This is a genomic window from Neisseria yangbaofengii, from assembly GCF_014898075.1.
GTDB classification, from domain to species: Bacteria; Pseudomonadota; Gammaproteobacteria; order Burkholderiales; family Neisseriaceae; genus Neisseria; species Neisseria yangbaofengii.
This window is the reverse complement of the sequence record NZ_CP062976.1, coordinates 1,968,675-1,982,652: the sequence shown is the minus strand read 5'-3', so window position 1 is coordinate 1,982,652 and position 13,978 is coordinate 1,968,675. Positions and strand designations below refer to the sequence as shown.

The 13,978-nt window shown below is 51.7% G+C and carries 28 protein-coding genes; 1 reads left to right on the top strand and 27 read right to left on the bottom strand.

Annotated elements, in window-relative coordinates:
- Positions 1 to 4: 4 nt before the first annotated feature.
- The 17 genes from H4O27_RS09745 to H4O27_RS09670 form a co-directional block, all read right to left on the bottom strand.
- Positions 5 to 166 (bottom strand): hypothetical protein, encoded by a 162-nt coding sequence (locus tag H4O27_RS09745; RefSeq protein WP_165006223.1) that lies wholly within the window; start codon positions 164 to 166, stop codon positions 5 to 7.
- Entirely contained in the window at positions 163 to 1,836 is a 1,674-nt protein-coding gene (locus tag H4O27_RS09740; RefSeq protein WP_165006221.1) for a phage minor head protein, read from the bottom strand. The genes H4O27_RS09745 and H4O27_RS09740 overlap by 4 nt, the downstream gene beginning before the upstream one ends.
- On the bottom strand, positions 1,829 to 3,268 hold the full coding sequence (locus H4O27_RS09735; protein ID WP_165006219.1) for a phage portal protein family protein: 1,440 nt from the start codon (positions 3,266 to 3,268) through the stop codon (positions 1,829 to 1,831). Before H4O27_RS09735 ends, H4O27_RS09740 begins: the two co-directional genes overlap by 8 nt.
- Before the next feature lie 9 nt (positions 3,269 to 3,277).
- Complete coding sequence (terL, locus tag H4O27_RS09730; RefSeq protein WP_165006216.1) at positions 3,278 to 4,891, bottom strand: phage terminase large subunit; 1,614 nt, start codon at positions 4,889 to 4,891, stop codon at positions 3,278 to 3,280.
- On the bottom strand, positions 4,888 to 5,001 hold the full coding sequence (locus tag H4O27_RS13695; protein WP_503826617.1) for a hypothetical protein: 114 nt from the start codon (positions 4,999 to 5,001) through the stop codon (positions 4,888 to 4,890). Before H4O27_RS13695 ends, terL begins: the two co-directional genes overlap by 4 nt.
- A 14-nt stretch (positions 5,002 to 5,015) precedes the next feature.
- Entirely contained in the window at positions 5,016 to 5,522 is a 507-nt protein-coding gene (locus H4O27_RS09725; RefSeq protein WP_165006215.1) for a DUF1804 family protein, read from the bottom strand.
- A gap of 1 nt (position 5,523) precedes the next feature.
- Positions 5,524 to 5,739: a hypothetical protein gene (locus tag H4O27_RS09720; RefSeq protein ID WP_165006213.1), complete on the bottom strand. Its 216-nt coding sequence runs from the start codon at positions 5,737 to 5,739 to the stop codon at positions 5,524 to 5,526.
- 9 nt (positions 5,740 to 5,748) lie between these two features.
- Positions 5,749 to 6,012, bottom strand: coding sequence for a hypothetical protein (locus tag H4O27_RS09715; protein WP_165006524.1), 264 nt, complete (start codon positions 6,010 to 6,012; stop codon positions 5,749 to 5,751).
- Between the two features lie 5 nt (positions 6,013 to 6,017).
- Positions 6,018 to 6,356 carry a hypothetical protein gene (locus H4O27_RS09710; RefSeq protein WP_165006211.1) on the bottom strand — a complete coding sequence of 113 codons (339 nt, stop codon included), beginning with the start codon at positions 6,354 to 6,356 and terminating at the stop codon, positions 6,018 to 6,020.
- Positions 6,353 to 6,604, bottom strand: a complete 252-nt coding sequence (locus H4O27_RS09705) for a hypothetical protein (RefSeq protein WP_371865567.1) — start codon at positions 6,602 to 6,604, stop codon at positions 6,353 to 6,355. The genes H4O27_RS09710 and H4O27_RS09705 overlap by 4 nt, the downstream gene beginning before the upstream one ends.
- Positions 6,543 to 6,971 (bottom strand): hypothetical protein, encoded by a 429-nt coding sequence (locus H4O27_RS09700; RefSeq protein ID WP_165006206.1) that lies wholly within the window; start codon positions 6,969 to 6,971, stop codon positions 6,543 to 6,545. The genes H4O27_RS09705 and H4O27_RS09700 overlap by 62 nt, the downstream gene beginning before the upstream one ends.
- Positions 6,949 to 7,179: a hypothetical protein gene (locus H4O27_RS09695; protein ID WP_165006204.1), complete on the bottom strand. Its 231-nt coding sequence runs from the start codon at positions 7,177 to 7,179 to the stop codon at positions 6,949 to 6,951. The genes H4O27_RS09700 and H4O27_RS09695 overlap by 23 nt, the downstream gene beginning before the upstream one ends.
- Positions 7,180 to 7,379: 200 nt before the next feature.
- Positions 7,380 to 7,595, bottom strand: coding sequence for a hypothetical protein (locus tag H4O27_RS09690; protein ID WP_165006189.1), 216 nt, complete (start codon positions 7,593 to 7,595; stop codon positions 7,380 to 7,382).
- The gene (locus H4O27_RS09685; protein ID WP_165006203.1) at positions 7,595 to 8,128 is read right to left on the bottom strand and encodes an N-acetylmuramoyl-L-alanine amidase; all 534 of its coding nucleotides are present in this window, start codon (positions 8,126 to 8,128) and stop codon (positions 7,595 to 7,597) included. Before H4O27_RS09685 ends, H4O27_RS09690 begins: the two co-directional genes overlap by 1 nt.
- Positions 8,129 to 8,285: 157 nt before the next feature.
- On the bottom strand, positions 8,286 to 8,792 hold the full coding sequence (locus tag H4O27_RS09680; RefSeq protein WP_165006201.1) for a Mor transcription activator family protein: 507 nt from the start codon (positions 8,790 to 8,792) through the stop codon (positions 8,286 to 8,288).
- Positions 8,789 to 9,010, bottom strand: a complete 222-nt coding sequence (locus H4O27_RS09675) for a hypothetical protein (protein ID WP_165006199.1) — start codon at positions 9,008 to 9,010, stop codon at positions 8,789 to 8,791. Before H4O27_RS09675 ends, H4O27_RS09680 begins: the two co-directional genes overlap by 4 nt.
- Positions 9,007 to 9,405, bottom strand: coding sequence for a gp16 family protein (locus tag H4O27_RS09670; protein WP_165006521.1), 399 nt, complete (start codon positions 9,403 to 9,405; stop codon positions 9,007 to 9,009). Before H4O27_RS09670 ends, H4O27_RS09675 begins: the two co-directional genes overlap by 4 nt.
- 396 nt (positions 9,406 to 9,801) lie before the next feature.
- On the opposite strand from H4O27_RS09670, the gene H4O27_RS09665 reads away from it, so the two are divergent.
- A complete protein-coding gene (locus H4O27_RS09665) occupies positions 9,802 to 10,296 on the top strand; it encodes a DUF4760 domain-containing protein (protein WP_165006197.1) in 495 nt (164 codons plus the stop codon).
- Positions 10,297 to 10,355: 59 nt separating this feature from the next.
- Here the strand turns inward: H4O27_RS09665 and H4O27_RS09660 are convergent, their stop codons facing one another.
- The 10 genes from H4O27_RS09660 to H4O27_RS09615 form a co-directional block, all read right to left on the bottom strand.
- On the bottom strand, positions 10,356 to 10,514 hold the full coding sequence (locus tag H4O27_RS09660; RefSeq protein ID WP_226883394.1) for a hypothetical protein: 159 nt from the start codon (positions 10,512 to 10,514) through the stop codon (positions 10,356 to 10,358).
- Between the two features lie 59 nt (positions 10,515 to 10,573).
- Entirely contained in the window at positions 10,574 to 10,774 is a 201-nt protein-coding gene (locus tag H4O27_RS09655) for a helix-turn-helix domain-containing protein (protein ID WP_193004255.1), read from the bottom strand.
- Positions 10,771 to 11,193 carry a BRO-N domain-containing protein gene (locus H4O27_RS09650; protein WP_165006195.1) on the bottom strand — a complete coding sequence of 141 codons (423 nt, stop codon included), beginning with the start codon at positions 11,191 to 11,193 and terminating at the stop codon, positions 10,771 to 10,773. Before H4O27_RS09650 ends, H4O27_RS09655 begins: the two co-directional genes overlap by 4 nt.
- 158 nt (positions 11,194 to 11,351) lie before the next feature.
- Positions 11,352 to 11,525, bottom strand: a complete 174-nt coding sequence (locus tag H4O27_RS09645) for a hypothetical protein (RefSeq protein ID WP_165006193.1) — start codon at positions 11,523 to 11,525, stop codon at positions 11,352 to 11,354.
- A 318-nt stretch (positions 11,526 to 11,843) separates the two neighbouring features.
- On the bottom strand, positions 11,844 to 12,374 hold the full coding sequence (locus tag H4O27_RS09640; protein ID WP_165006191.1) for a hypothetical protein: 531 nt from the start codon (positions 12,372 to 12,374) through the stop codon (positions 11,844 to 11,846).
- A gap of 116 nt (positions 12,375 to 12,490) precedes the next feature.
- On the bottom strand, positions 12,491 to 12,628 hold the full coding sequence (locus H4O27_RS09635) for a hypothetical protein (protein WP_226883393.1): 138 nt from the start codon (positions 12,626 to 12,628) through the stop codon (positions 12,491 to 12,493).
- A gap of 52 nt (positions 12,629 to 12,680) precedes the next feature.
- Positions 12,681 to 12,959, bottom strand: coding sequence for a recombination-associated protein RdgC (rdgC, locus tag H4O27_RS09630; protein WP_165010857.1), 279 nt, complete (start codon positions 12,957 to 12,959; stop codon positions 12,681 to 12,683).
- 40 nt (positions 12,960 to 12,999) lie between these two features.
- Positions 13,000 to 13,200 (bottom strand): hypothetical protein, encoded by a 201-nt coding sequence (locus tag H4O27_RS09625; protein ID WP_165010855.1) that lies wholly within the window; start codon positions 13,198 to 13,200, stop codon positions 13,000 to 13,002.
- 5 nt (positions 13,201 to 13,205) lie between these two features.
- Positions 13,206 to 13,448: a hypothetical protein gene (locus H4O27_RS09620; protein WP_165010853.1), complete on the bottom strand. Its 243-nt coding sequence runs from the start codon at positions 13,446 to 13,448 to the stop codon at positions 13,206 to 13,208.
- Positions 13,448 to 13,975, bottom strand: a complete 528-nt coding sequence (locus tag H4O27_RS09615; protein ID WP_165010851.1) for a host-nuclease inhibitor Gam family protein — start codon at positions 13,973 to 13,975, stop codon at positions 13,448 to 13,450. The genes H4O27_RS09620 and H4O27_RS09615 overlap by 1 nt, the downstream gene beginning before the upstream one ends.
- Positions 13,976 to 13,978: the final 3 nt, after the last annotated feature.

Here is a 13,978-nt window from a genome sequence, read left to right as displayed (position 1 = left end):
TGGGTTAAGCTGCTTTGCGCTTGTTTTCTTCGCGGATTTGACGCATTTTCTCTTCGCGGTCGGCGCACCATTCCTCGTATTTTTTACGCGCCTCCTTATCGGTAAGGATGTCGTAAATTTCTTCGTCGTGGCGTGCAAGCCGTTCGGTCAAGCTTTCCTGCTTCATTGACGCCCCCGTAAATCGCTTAATTGGATAATCAGGGTTTCATCATATCCTTTTCCGGTAATTTCTTCAAGTCCGATAAAATATTTGCCATCGGTTTCTGTTCGGGATACGACTTTATAAACCGAGCTTCTCGGCATCAATACCTCTGCTTCTGTGCTGCCAAACGCTGATACAGCTTCGATTTTTACGCCGTTACGTCCGTGGATCGTCAGCTCAATATCCAAGTTTTTGCCGTATGTACCGTACGACAGCGCGGTACTGGTAAAGTTACTGTATCTGACCATATTGCCGACGGTATGCGCAATCAGATAACTTTTCAGGTCAGGTATCTTATTGCTGTTTACCATTCGTTTGGTTACGCCCTGATACTTGGGCGAAACCTCCAAGAAACGGTCAATCGCCCGGGTGATTTGTACTACATCATTTGTCAGGCCGTCCAGCTTCCCACGGTTTTCAATTAGTCGCGGGTTAACTTTTTTGTATCCAGCATTGGTCGTATACAGATACGCTGCCAACTTATCGGCGAAGTCGGCACCGCCAAAATCGGCATCTTTGATTTTGGCAGCCATCTTATCGGGCAGACTTCCATCCAATCCGTTCACAGCGACCATAATAGCCTCAGTTTTGCGTGTTTCCAGCAATTCGGCAGAAACGTGCTCGATGTTCACACCGCCGATGTCGTAGGAGATAATGTAAAACTTACCGTCACGTTCGATTACTTCTTGTGAGCCGTAGTGGCCGGCCGATTCATAACCCAACTGATAACCGCGCCCGGCTTCCGAATATACTAAAGCTTGCGCGTTCGGAATTTTACCGTCATCCAATACCGTCAATTCGGGTTTTACTGACAAGAAATTAGGCCGCACGACACGCGAAAATACATGACGGTCAGCTTCCGCTGCCACTCGCGCCACAAAGCCGTCGCCGTGTTTGTCGGCAAAAAGCGCATTCATCGCCCCCAATCTGTCACCATGATTATGGGCAAAACTCGGGGTAATATCATCGGGTATCAGCACGGTCTGCCCCGTGCGCGGATTGGTAAACTCAAGCATCTCCACATCCGGCTCTCCGCTGATACCCTCGCGTTCGGCTTGGCGGCGGGTCAGCGCGGAAACCGAACACTTGCAGCCGTAGCCGTTGGGCGGGAAGATAACGTTCCAAATCTCATGGTCAACCGGCAAAATCAGGCCGTAATAGCGTTTGTGGCTGTCGCGCGGCGTGCCGGCGGCGGACGCGTTGTAGCGCAGGTAGGGCAGCGCGGCTTTGTTGGCCTGTATGCGCTGCCATTGTCCGGCGGCAAAGGCGGTCTGCATATTGGTGTTGAAGATGGTTTTCAGGCGGCGGGTGCTGCCGAGCTGTACCAGCTTTTGCACCTCGTCAAGCGGGTCGGTCATGATTTGCTCGCCCCACCAGCCTTTTGCCATCAGATACGGTTTTAAGCGTTTTTTGAAATCGGCAAAACTTGTGCCGTTTTGCAACGCCTGTTCAATGGCCTGTTTGACTTCGGCCAGCATATCGGCATCCATCATCTTAGCCACGGTAAACGCCAAGCTGTGCTGATACAGCCACACGTCGTAATGGCTGAAACCGGGCAGAATCTTCTTGGTCTTGAAATGTTCCAAGGCCGCTTTGTCGACCAAGCCCGACGGTTTGTACTCGACATCACTCATCGGCCGCCCCTTCCGACCATGCTTTCAGGCCGTCTGAAACCAAACGCTGAATCAGGATATTGTCGGTTTTACTCAAATCCAGTTGCGACAGGCGGTCTTCGAATTCGGCGTAGTCGTTACACTCTTCCAATGCCGACAACACGGCTTGGATTTTGGGCTGCATGATGGCTTGCTCCACCGTCAGCGGCTGTTTGGCAGGATTCAGGCCGTCTGAAAGTTTGAGCGACAGCTTGGCCGCAGGCGTTTCGGACGGCATGGCAGGTTCGACGATTTCGAAATGCGCCTCGTCAAAGCCCAAGACATCGCGGTAATAGTCGCGCGTCAGGCGCAAGCTGCCGCTTTCGAGATACTTTTTATCACGTTCGGCACGCTGCACATCGACTTTGGTTTCCTGTTCAAACTCAAACCACACGCCCTTATCGGCCTTGACCGGCAAGCCGTAGGCATTGTTGGCCATCACCAGCGCGTCTATAAAATGCTGCGCGGCTTGCGACAGCAGCATTAAATAAGCACCGACACGCTCTTCGCGGTTGTTTTCTTCGGTTTCCTGGCTGGCACGGCTGGACGTTTCCAAATCAGACGTTTTGACTTTGCCGAGCAGGGCTTTCTGAATCCTCGCATTGGCTAAGTTTTCCAAACGGCGGAATGCCTGACCGTCGGCACTGTTCTGTAGCATCTGCATATCATCTTCGCGCCCGATGGTCAGCGCGCCGCCGCTGAGGAAGGTATAAAAGCGGCTTAAAAAACTGTGGTGCTCTTCTTCGGTGTTTGCTGTGATTTTGGCAACCATATAAGGCTGTGCATAGCGCGTGACGAATTGCGCGGCATACACAAAGCCCTTTTTACGCAAGGCCACCGGCGCATACAGTCGCGCGGCGGCCATTTCCCCTGCCGGATTGGTACTGGTGGCGCGGTGGCTTAAAAACAGATACATCAGATTCAGGTCACACAGCTTATCCCCGGCCAAGCCGCGATAAACCAGCGTGCCGTCAAGCAAAGGGCGGTATCTGTCCAACTCCCCGGCCTTGTTTGATACTTGGCGGATAGCAATAAAACCGTCCGGCTCGCGGTGATACACATAACGCGCCACGCCGTAGCCGCCCAAACGGGCGGTCAGCACCACTTCGGCCAACACGGGCAGATGATGGCGCAGGTTTTTCCAAATGCGGTCGGCGGTTTCTTCATCCAAACCGTTGCCATACACCCGCCAAGGCTTTGCCAGCATGGCGGCGCGCAAATCTTCCAGGCACGCCGCCACTTCGTCATCCGCCGTCACCGCTTCGAGCGCGTCTTGACGGCTCACGCCCAAACGCGCCAGCAGCGCATCGGCACCCTCCATGCCCGCGTACAGGTTATTCAACGCGTCATCGGTGGCTTGGGTCAGGTCTTTGATGGTGGTTTTGATTTTATGGGCTTTCACTAATCCGAACATGGTTTATCCTTACATATCCAACACCGGCACCGGCATTTGCAGCGGGCGCATGGTGGCCGCATTACTGCCTGTGGTCGCCGCCATCCACAGCATGTGCAGCGCATCGGGGCCGTCGTCATGGTCGGCTTTCGGAAAGTGCCGCAACTGGCTGATTAAGGTCTGCTGGCTTTGATGCAGCAAAATCAGGCCGTTGGCCATATGCGGTTGCAGACTTTCGATACGCAGCATCTTGTCCGACGTGGGTTTGATACCGCGCGCCGGCACATGGATGCCGCGCGCCGCCCCGCGCTTGATTAATTCGGTTTTTAAAAATTCCTGGAACTGCACCGTTTCGACCACCCACAAAATACACTTGTATTTATCCTGCATCTTGATGACATCCTCGATGATGAGGTCGGGCAGGCGTTTTTTGATTTGCGCTTCCACCACAAACAGCTTGCCGCTGCCGCGCTGATACGCCCCTACCAAAATCGCGCTCGGGTCACGGCTCGCACCGGCTTTACCCAAAGACGGGTCAAGCGCGCCAAAGTAAACCACATCATCCGGCAAATCGCTCCAATGCTGGATAGCATGGGTAAACGGCGCATCATCGCCCGACACCGGGTCATTTTGGTATTCGCTGTCAAATGTCGCATGGCCGTCACGCGCACGGATTTTCATCAAGGCCAACACACCGCGCGCCGCCCATGACGTTTGCGCGCCTGCGTCCATTTCCGCCTGATTGGCCAGATAAAACGCATCGGCCATCGCTTCGCCCGCCTTGCCGTTGTTGCGCAACACCGCTTCCCATTCATCCCACAAATCCATATTGTGCGGCCATTTGAGCATGGCTTTGAATTTGACGCTGTGCCAAAACGGGTTGTTTAAGGTGCGGTTAAGCACGCTGTCGTAATGCAGGATGGTGCCGATATACACCACATCGTATTTCTGCCCGACACCGCCGAGTGGCAATACCGTTTTGGTCAGCCACGCATTGAGTTTGTCGCGCTGGTCGGGATTGCGGACTTGCTCATCGTTTTCGATATCGTCCAGCACCGTTAAATCAGGGCGGTATGGGCCGTGGCGCAAACCCCGCAGCTTTTTGCCCGAGCCTGCTACCTGTACCTTGATGTCGTTGGCCGTTACCGCCGTCCCCGCCTGCCATACCCGCCCTTGGCCACAGGCTTCCGGGAAATCGGTTTTTAAACGGGGGTTAAACTCCAGTTCCGCCTTGATTGCCTCCAACATCGGATAGGCTTGGTCGATACTGTCCATCACAATCACGCAGTAATGCTTTTGTCCCGTAACAATGCAGTACAAGGTAAACAGCTGCGTAACCAACGTTGATTTTGCCTCGCCCCTTGGCGCAGCAACCGCTTCATGCCGGCCTTGCTGCTCTTGCAGCATTTCAGGCAGACGGGCAAACAGATATTCATGCAGTTGCGATTTATGCCGACTGCGTACATAATGCGGAAAGTAGGTGGTCACAAAATATTCATAACCGCCTACCGGGTCAAAGACTTTTGCACGCCGCTTGGCAACGGCTTTCGGCGAAGCGTCGAAGCCTTCTACCTCCGCTTCGATGATTTGGCGCAGGCCGGCAGCAAGTTCGGCAAGGGATTTGAGAAATTCTTTTGTTTTCATACTCGGCTTTCCCACAGTTTCAGCAACGCTTGATAATCCTGCCACGCACGGTAATCCGCAGCAGCCTGTGCTTTTTCGATTTGTCTTTTACACCACTCAATCGGATTCATTTTTCAGACGGCCTCTAACCAAACTTCCGCTCCACTTCCGCGCCAAACGGCTCCAGCACTTCCACAAACGCGCCCAAATGCTTCGGATGTTTTTCCTGCACAAACGCCATCAGAAATTCAATCAGTTCCAACGCCGTTGCCAGCTTCGAAGTTTCCGGCATCACGCGGCTGTTGGCGGCCACGGTTTTGGTAAACGCATCGGCCAAACTCGCCAGCATTTTGGCACGTTCAGACGGCGTTAAATCTTCCACCGACGTATCTTGTAACTGGGTCATGGTGCTGTTGTATTGCACCATGAAACCCGCCAACATCGCGCGGCTCAGGTCTTCAATGCCGCCGCCTGCCAGCGTGTAGGCGGCGCGCAACTTGTCCCAATCGTTGCCTTTTTCCTTGTCGGCACGCTTCCATGCGCGGGCGGTGGCTTGCGGGATTTCGCACATCATGGCCGCCGTTTCCAGCGTCTGCACTCCTGAAACATAAAGCTGGCGCAGACGTTCGCGTTTTTCCTGCGGGTGCGCCATATCACAATCCCATCTTGGCTTTAATCAACTGCCAACCCACCGACACAATGCCTCCGCCGACTGCGCCGGATACGCCGCCGACCACCGCCGCCGTACGTTTGGTGTCTTGGCGGATTTGCGCGATTTCGGATTGCATTTGCTGCTGATTGTGTAGTGTTTGGTCGGTTTTGGCTTCAATGCGCGCCAAAGCGGATAAAATCGGGTCTTGATTTTCCATGTTTGCTTCCTATTTGTCGGCCTTGCGGTCGAGTTTATCGGCCAACTTGTCCATCTTGCTTTCTAAGCGGTTGAGACCGGCCATCACGTTTTGCTGATTGGCCGCTGCTTCCTGCTTGGTTGAGTAGGCCAGCTTCACATCGTGGATTTCACGCTGCAAGGCGGCGCGGTCTTTTTCGGCATCTTTCAGACGGCCCGAAATACCGTTGACCCAAAACCAACCGGCCGCCGTGGCCAAACCCCACAGGGTTTTAAAGGCAAATTCAAAGTCGATATTGGTCATTGCGGCACATCTCCAAAAACAACCGAGCAAACATAACCGTTGCGCTCATTTTCAACCGCCAGCGCATCGCCGGTGCGGACAACGTGATACACAGCGGTCAATGCTTGCTGTACGGCCGCGAGCTGACACTCAAAATCCACCAAGCCCCATTCCATGTAAAAGGTCACGTTAAAGGCCGAATCCATGCGCACGGTGTAATCCCAACTGGTTTTATCCAGCAAACGCGATACATTCAGGATAAAGCCTTCCTGTTCACGCGCACGCCCCAAGCCCAATTCGGTATCGGCATGGCGGCAGGCCAGCACGCGTTGCACCAATTCTCGGTAAGTCGTCATGGCTGTAAACCCTCCGACCAAGATTTCCAAGCCGCATTTTGTTTTTCCAGCTTTTGCACGTAGTTGCCAAAGCGCACCGCATGGCGCAGCAAGTCTTGCGGCTTGCCCGATTCGGGCGGATCGGGGCGCACAGGCGTGTCCAGCAGCGCGGCAGGCACAGGCGGCATCACCGGCTTTTCGATGGTTTTAATCGGCGTAGCCGAGGGCTTGGCGGTAGAGCCGCAGGCCGTCAGCACCAAGGCCGTCAATACAGCGGCCGCCGTTTGCGCTTTTGTCTTTTTCGATAACATGATGGATTTCTTTCTCAATGGCCGCCGCGCGACGGTCGAGTTCGCGGTTGGCTTGCGCCAGTTGCGCGCTTTGGTTTTGGGCAAAGTCTTGCCATTTCTTTTGCTCGGCAAGGGCTTTTTCCAGCTCCGCCGAATAAGTTTGTTCGGCTTGCAAGCGGCTCTCGGCGGCTGCGGCCTTGATTTGCTCAATCACTGTCTGTTGACGGTTAAAGGCCGTCTGAAAACCGCCGTACCACACACCGCCCAGCAACGCCGCAGCCAAAACCGCAGCCAAAACTGCATACAAAACTGTCAACGCATACTTAATCATCTTGGTCTGCGGCATGTTCTACCTCCTGACGTTTTACCGACACATACGAGCGGGCGACCGCATAGCCGCCGACAATGCCCAAATAAACCGCCCAGATTTCAGAGGGCGCATCCGGCGCGACGACAAATTTATAAGTCGCCGCCGCGCAAGCCACGTTTGCCCACAGTTTGGAGTGGGATACCTTGCCGGTGGCGGGGTTTTTAATGATGTCCGACAGTCCCATTTCAGACGGCCTTATAAGGGATAACGGGTTTTAAGTACTTCGCCCGCCTTAAACAGACGATTGTTGATTTCAAAATGGCCGGTGCGGTCAATTTTTTTCAAGATGTTTTTACACAATGCCGAAAATACGACAGCAGCAAAAAACCAGCCCGTCACGAGAGATGACAGCACACAAATCAATATCGTTTGCACATCCATTTTCTAACCCTTGTTCTTACGTTTACGCGCCGCACGCTTGGCCGCTGCCACGCCCGAAAAGCGGTGCGGCTGCTTATTGCGGCCTTTGCCGGTATGGCGTAGCAGATAGCCGTAGCCTGCCGGGATTTTCCAAGTCGGTTCGTTGCGCTGAAATTTACTTAATGCTGCTTTCAATTCCATCAACGCCGCCAGCGCATATTGCTTAATCTTGCCAAACATCAGCCCAGCTCCTTCGCAATCGCATTTGCAACCGCACGGCAAATCGGCCATTTACGCTGTTTAAACAAGGCCAAATCCGCGTCATTGCTGATAAAAAACGGCTCGAACACAATGCCGCCCGCCTGTGCATACGCCAAACGGCTGTGCTGCCCCGCGTTGTCGGGCTTAAATCCCTGATCGCCGCGCAGTTTCCAGCCGGTCGCATCCGCCACCGCTTGGCCCAACACCTGACACCAGCGTTTGTTTTTCGCTGTACTTAAGGCTTCAATACCCGTCGCCGTTTTATTTGCCGCTGCGTTGGTGTGAAATTCAATCGCCACCGCCGACCCGCGAATCAATGTCAAGGCCTTGGACAAAGGCCAATTGCCTTTGCCTTCGCCGTCCGTGCGCACGGTCAGGCCGTAGTCGTTGCGCAAAATCGATGCCGTAATATTGCGCATGTCCTGCGCCAAATCCGCCTCGCGGTCGGAGCCGTTCACCGCACCCGGGTCGCGCTCGCTGTGTCCTGCGGTCAGACAAATAATCTTGTTCATTAAAGCCTCTTTAAAATCATAGGAACAAAGTTTTTCAGTAGGCTTTGATTGTGCCATTCAGACGGCATGACCATGTCCCGCAAAGCTGCACCAGCCGTCCCACGGGCACGGCCAAAATAAAAAAAGCCCCGCAAAAAGCGGGGCAAATACCGGCAGGTCATGCAACAACTCTGGACGGGGGAAATCCGAATAATTGGCCTTGGGCAGTTTTTATGCGTGCGGTTTCTGCAATGCAGTCGGTATCCTTAAGGATATAGCGCACTTGGCGGATGGCCAGATGATGAGCCAAAGCCAAATCACGCACGGCAAAGGTATCGGATACGCCGCTACTTGTCATCTCATCGTATTGGCGGCGGATAAAGCGGTTTCTCAGCTCGATCATCGCCCCCAAGCAGCGCGGAATATGAAAATAAGGCGCATCGCCGTAGGCATGTTCGATTTTGCAGGCGGTTTCTTCGCCGACTTCGTCAGCTAAAGCCGCGTGCAAGGCCTGGCTTTGACGGCTGTTGCGCTTCCGATTTGAAACCGGAAAATTCGTGCCGCCGAAATTGCGCACCAAATGCAGCGTCGCCTCCACGCCGGCCACCGTAATCAGCGCCACCACGCTTTCGGGCAATAAATGGCGCACTTCCTCGAAATCCCGTTCGGTCATTTCCCAATTCATTTTTCATCCCCCAAAACATAGCGGGCAACGCCGCAAACAGCCGCCGAAACAGGCAGCAAAACCAACAGGGCTATGCCGTCTACAACTGCAAAGCGTTGCAGGTATTGCGCATTGCCGACGGCTATGTACTCAAGCGAGCAGATGATAAAGCCTATTGCCGACAACAGCCCGAATCCAGCCCATACCGGCGCCAAAATTCCCAAAACATTTTTCATCATGCCTTTGCCTTTCTTCTGTTGGCCGCAATCTGCAAAGCCGCCACCAGCTTGTGCATATGGCCGTCTGAAAGCCACTCCACACGGTTAACCTTAAACATCTTCTTCGCCGTGCCGTGGGCATAGTTCCAGCTCCAGCCGTTATCCAGCAGCAATGCTTCAATCTTGCGCATCATCGGGTCGGCGGAATCGCGGCGGTTCGGGCGGCGGCCTGCGCCGTTTTTGGGCTTAAACCCGTGCCGGCGCATATCCTCCGCCACACGCTCCAGCTCGGGGATACTGCACTCGGTACACGACGACTTGCCCGTTACCCGCACCAACACCGCGCGGTAGGTCGCATCGTCCAAACCCAGCTCCTTTTGCGCGATTTTGATTTTGGCAATCAGGCTGCGGCGCAGGTTCTGCGTGCTGTTCATGATAAATCCACAAATACAATATATTGTGTATTTTAATGTATATTATGCGTAAAATCTACTATATATTGATTTAAGTCGCTGTTTTTTTTTGCGAAAGACGGGGATGAAAAAAGCCGTCTGAAAAATCAGACATGTTTTTAAATACCGATTAATTTTTACATTACTAAATATGGTTATTTTATCTGGATATTTACCGAAAAAGCACAATATATTCGACAAATCTGTATTCGATCCAAATTGAAAGCGTTTAACAGCATTTGAAAAGGATCCTTAGATTTACTATAATTTTAACCATGCACTTATGCATACGCATTAGAAAGGAAAAATATGACTATGGTTTATTCGGAAGGCTGGGACTTCTGATTTTAGGGGAAACATATGTTTTTAGGTCAACCGATTGGCTACTGGGTTCAAACAGTAGCCATTATTGCATCTGCGGTCTTTGCAGGCTGGCAGCTCAAAGCATTACGGAAACAAAATAACAGCCATGATACCCAATGGCGGCAAAGGGCAACAATTGATGCCGTTATGGCAGACAGAAAGGATGCCAACCTGATACAGTCCCGTCGTGCTTATGCACGCATGAAACAAGATTGTGTCAATTTCGATTCTATCGGCGGTGCACCTCTTTTGGAAAATGAAGATGCCAATCATGCAATATTGGATATTCTGAACAATTATGAGTTTATGGCCTCGGGAATCCGAGAAGGCGCATTTGACGAAGATATTTACCGCCGCATGAAGCGTTCTTTGATTATTGCCGACTGGCAAATGTTGAATGTCTATATTTACGCACTAAGAAAACGGGAGAATCGCCCGAAACTGTTTTGCGAGTTTGAATGGCTGGCGAAAAAATGGGAAGAAGAAAAATAAAAAAGGCCGTCTGAAACAGTTTCATACTGTTTTCAGACGGCCTTTAAGCCTTCCCTTGCTTATTCCGTTCCGTCTTCCTCCCAAACGGCCTGATAAAACTTGCCGATTAAGGCGTGCGCCTTGTCGGCGGCCACTTCCACCACCGCAGACAAGCCGTCTTCCAAATCCTCTACCTCTCCATCATACGCATTCAGGCGGTTGAGGGTGAACACCAGCATATTCGGGCTTTGATGTCTTGTTCGGTAAAGGAAAGCGTGTAGGTTTGCGTTTTCATGGCTTAACCCTCCAATCCCAAAGACAGCTGCGCGGCCAGAAACGCCTTGTGTTCGCGCATGGCGGCGATGCCGCGCTGTCCGGCGCGCACGTATTTCTCATCAGGCGCGTAATCGGTCAAGCCCAGTGCGGCCAGCTTTTTCAGGCGGTCGCGCACGGTGGAGGCCGATTTGTCCAAGAGTTTGCCGATTTCGACATGGTTCAATCCCTTGCCGACATAGCGCAGCAGCTTTTCCGCTTCGGGATTGCTTTCCAGATAGGCCGTCTGAAGCTGCTGCAAGAGGGCGGTATCGGCGGCAGGTTCGGCCAGCTTTTCTTTTGCCAGGCACGGAAGGCTTTGGCATTGGGCGTATTGGCGAAGAAGCTCAGCAGGTTGCAGCCGGAGTGGGAGAAAATCCTTGTTTCTCTTAACTTTCCGTCAACCGTAGCCGTTTTGACTACGGTTGAATCTGACTTAGAAAATTCATCGATATGGCGATTGTAGAGCTTATTAACACCGATACGGGCGTTGGTTTGAGAGAAGCCCAAAGCCAAGCCGAGCTGTTCGGCGGTCAGCCATTTGCCGCCGTTGTGGTCGATAATGGCGATTTGGGAAAGATTGAATTGTTGGATGGGTGCATTCATGGTAGAATGTCCTTTCTTTATGCGAGTTTATAAAGACACGGAAAGAGTTTTCTAGAACTGCTTTCCACTTAAACCGAACCAAGTTACCGCTTGGTTCGGTTTTCCGTTACTGCCTAAGCAGAGGTTAAATATTAAACGTGGACACGTTTAAAGTCAAGCTATTTTTTTAGCCATTCTTGAATTCTGGCCTTAACCCATTGAGAGAAATCAATACTATTTGCAAAATCAAGCATTTGCTTATCAATTTCAGTTTCAGTATTGAAGGAAACTTTTTTGATTACTCGTTTTGCTTCATATCGTTTTCGGTTTTCGGCCAATTTTTCATCAACCATAGGCAATACTCCTTGATTTTCCGCGCTCAATTTTGTAAGATTAGGGAACTGGAGCGGCGGCAACCGCCCCAGCCTTACGATTCTTAGTAAGCGTTACCGCTTACCAACAGCAGAATCAGTAAGAAGATGATTTGAAGAGCGCACTTCATTTCATTCTCCCTAGTTAAGCCCCGCTTCGGTGGGGCTTTTCCCGTATCGGCCTTGCTGCACCGATGAAATGAATTATAAACGTGGACACGTTCAAAGTCAAGCATTTCCCAAAAAAACACGCAAAAAACCCACAAAAAAAAGCCACGCTTGAGATGCGTGGCTTTTGTCTTATCGGCAATATTCCTGCCAGATATTTTGCGTGTACTCATGCGAGTAATCAGGATCGGGCAGAAAGTTTTTATTCCAAGTTCCTTGCTGCTCATTGTAGGTTTGCACAAACACAAAGCGTTTGAACTTATCCTCAATCATATATTCACCGCACAAGATGCTTTCATTGCCGCGGTAATACTCTTGCAGGCTGCGTAACAGGCTGCCTCCGGCAGATTGCTTGGCATTGTTGGTTAACACCCCCTTGCTTACCCGTTTGGTTTCCGCTTGAGGTGCGGCTTGCACCGCTTGCACAATCTGCACGGGTTGCGCTGCCGGCGCAGTAGGTTCAACAACAGGTTGCGGGGCAGGCTTTTCAATTTTTTCGGGCTGTTTGGGTGCAGCCTGCTTTTCTTGCTCCTGCTTTCTTTGTTCCAATAATGCTTTTTGCACGGCCAGTTTTTCGCGCTCCAATTCAAGTTCTTCTTTACTCTTGCCGCACGCAGACAATGCCAGTGCTGCCGTCACTAACGCAATGATTACTGTTTTCATAAATACCCCTTTGCTGGTTTTGATCATGCTGATATTCTAAAACAAACGGAATAAAAATGGAATAAACGGATGTGTTGCATGAAAAAAAGCCGTCTGAAACAGCGTTCATACTGTTTTCAGACGGCCTGATAAAACTTGCCGATTAACGCATGTGCCTTTTCGACGGAAACTTCCAGCACCGCAGACAAGCCGTCTTCCAAATCTTCGACTTCGGCCTCATACTCATGCAGGCGGTTGAGGGTGAACACCAGCATATTCGGGCTTTGATGTCTTGTTCGGTAAAGGAAAGCGTGTAGGTTTGCGTTTTCATGGCTTAACCCTCCAATCCCAAAGACAGCTGCGCGGCCAGAAACGCCTTGTGTTCGCGCTCGGTAAGACCTTTTCCTCACGCTTGAGCGAAACCAACAGACTGTCTGCTGCTTTAAATACGGCATGGTCATCAAACGGGTTAGGATAGGCAAATCCCTCCGAAAACCAATCCAAGCCTTGAGGTTCGGTAAACCAATGATTGCCTAGCGATTCTTCTAAATATCGCTCTTCGGGCAGTTCCGGCAGACGGAAGGGGGTTACAGATTTAAACCACATGATTTTTTCCTTTAAAATGGCGGGCTGTTGCCGCCGTGGGTCAGTTTACTTTGTTTGCTTTATTTGCTCTTTTTGCAGCCTCAAACTCAACCGCATCCATCAGCTTCTTAAAGTTGTAAGCTGTTATTTGCGCCATTGTCGGCTTACCTTTTAGCTCAAAATCGCCCCCATAGGTAATTGTGACGCTACTGTCGCCGTTTACCGGCATATCGTCCTGTATCGTGATAATGATTTTTGCCATTTTGCTTACCCCAGAATCCACATAACCACCAGGCAAATACACCAAATTACTCCCACCAAATTCCAAAAAATGGCTTTTTTGTAGGAGCGGAGGGCATCTGCTTCTCTTTCTTTGGCTTTTCCCAATACCTGAAATGCCGTATCGTATTTGCGGTTGGTGATTTCCACTTGGCAGTGCAGATAGTAGGCATCTCGTGCCGCAATCCTTAAAGTTTCCAACTCCTCGGGAGATAATTTTTTATCGTCCATCAGCTCAACTCCTGATTATGCGGTTCAACCGAGAAAAACTCCTTACCCTGCACAATCTTAATCCCCGGTACCGGATTCGCGGCAAACAGCTCCTGCTCGTTTAAGATGGCCTCTTTGTTGACTTCCTTCTTCACGCGGATAAAGCGTTCCAGCTGCGGATTGGCTTCCAGCAAAGCCAGCACGGCATCCATGCCGGTCACGCTGCATTTGGGCGGATGGTTGCGCCAGCGGATAATGCCGGTGGTCAGGTCGGCAAACTTGACCTTGCCACCGTCGGTCAGCGCATCGCGGTTGGCCTCGCTCCACGCCTGCACACCGGCATGAATGGCGTTGATTTCCGCCATCAGTGGTGCAACACGCTCGTCGGCCTGTTTTTGCAGCTCGGCCACATTGTCGTTGTGGTCGGCTTGGATACGCTCGATTTCGCGCTGCAAATCGCCCATGCGTTTGATTTGCACCGACGCATCGGCGCGGTCTTGGATGCCCACGGTCAGAGCTTCGGTTTTGGTTTTTTTTGGTTTGGCCATGTT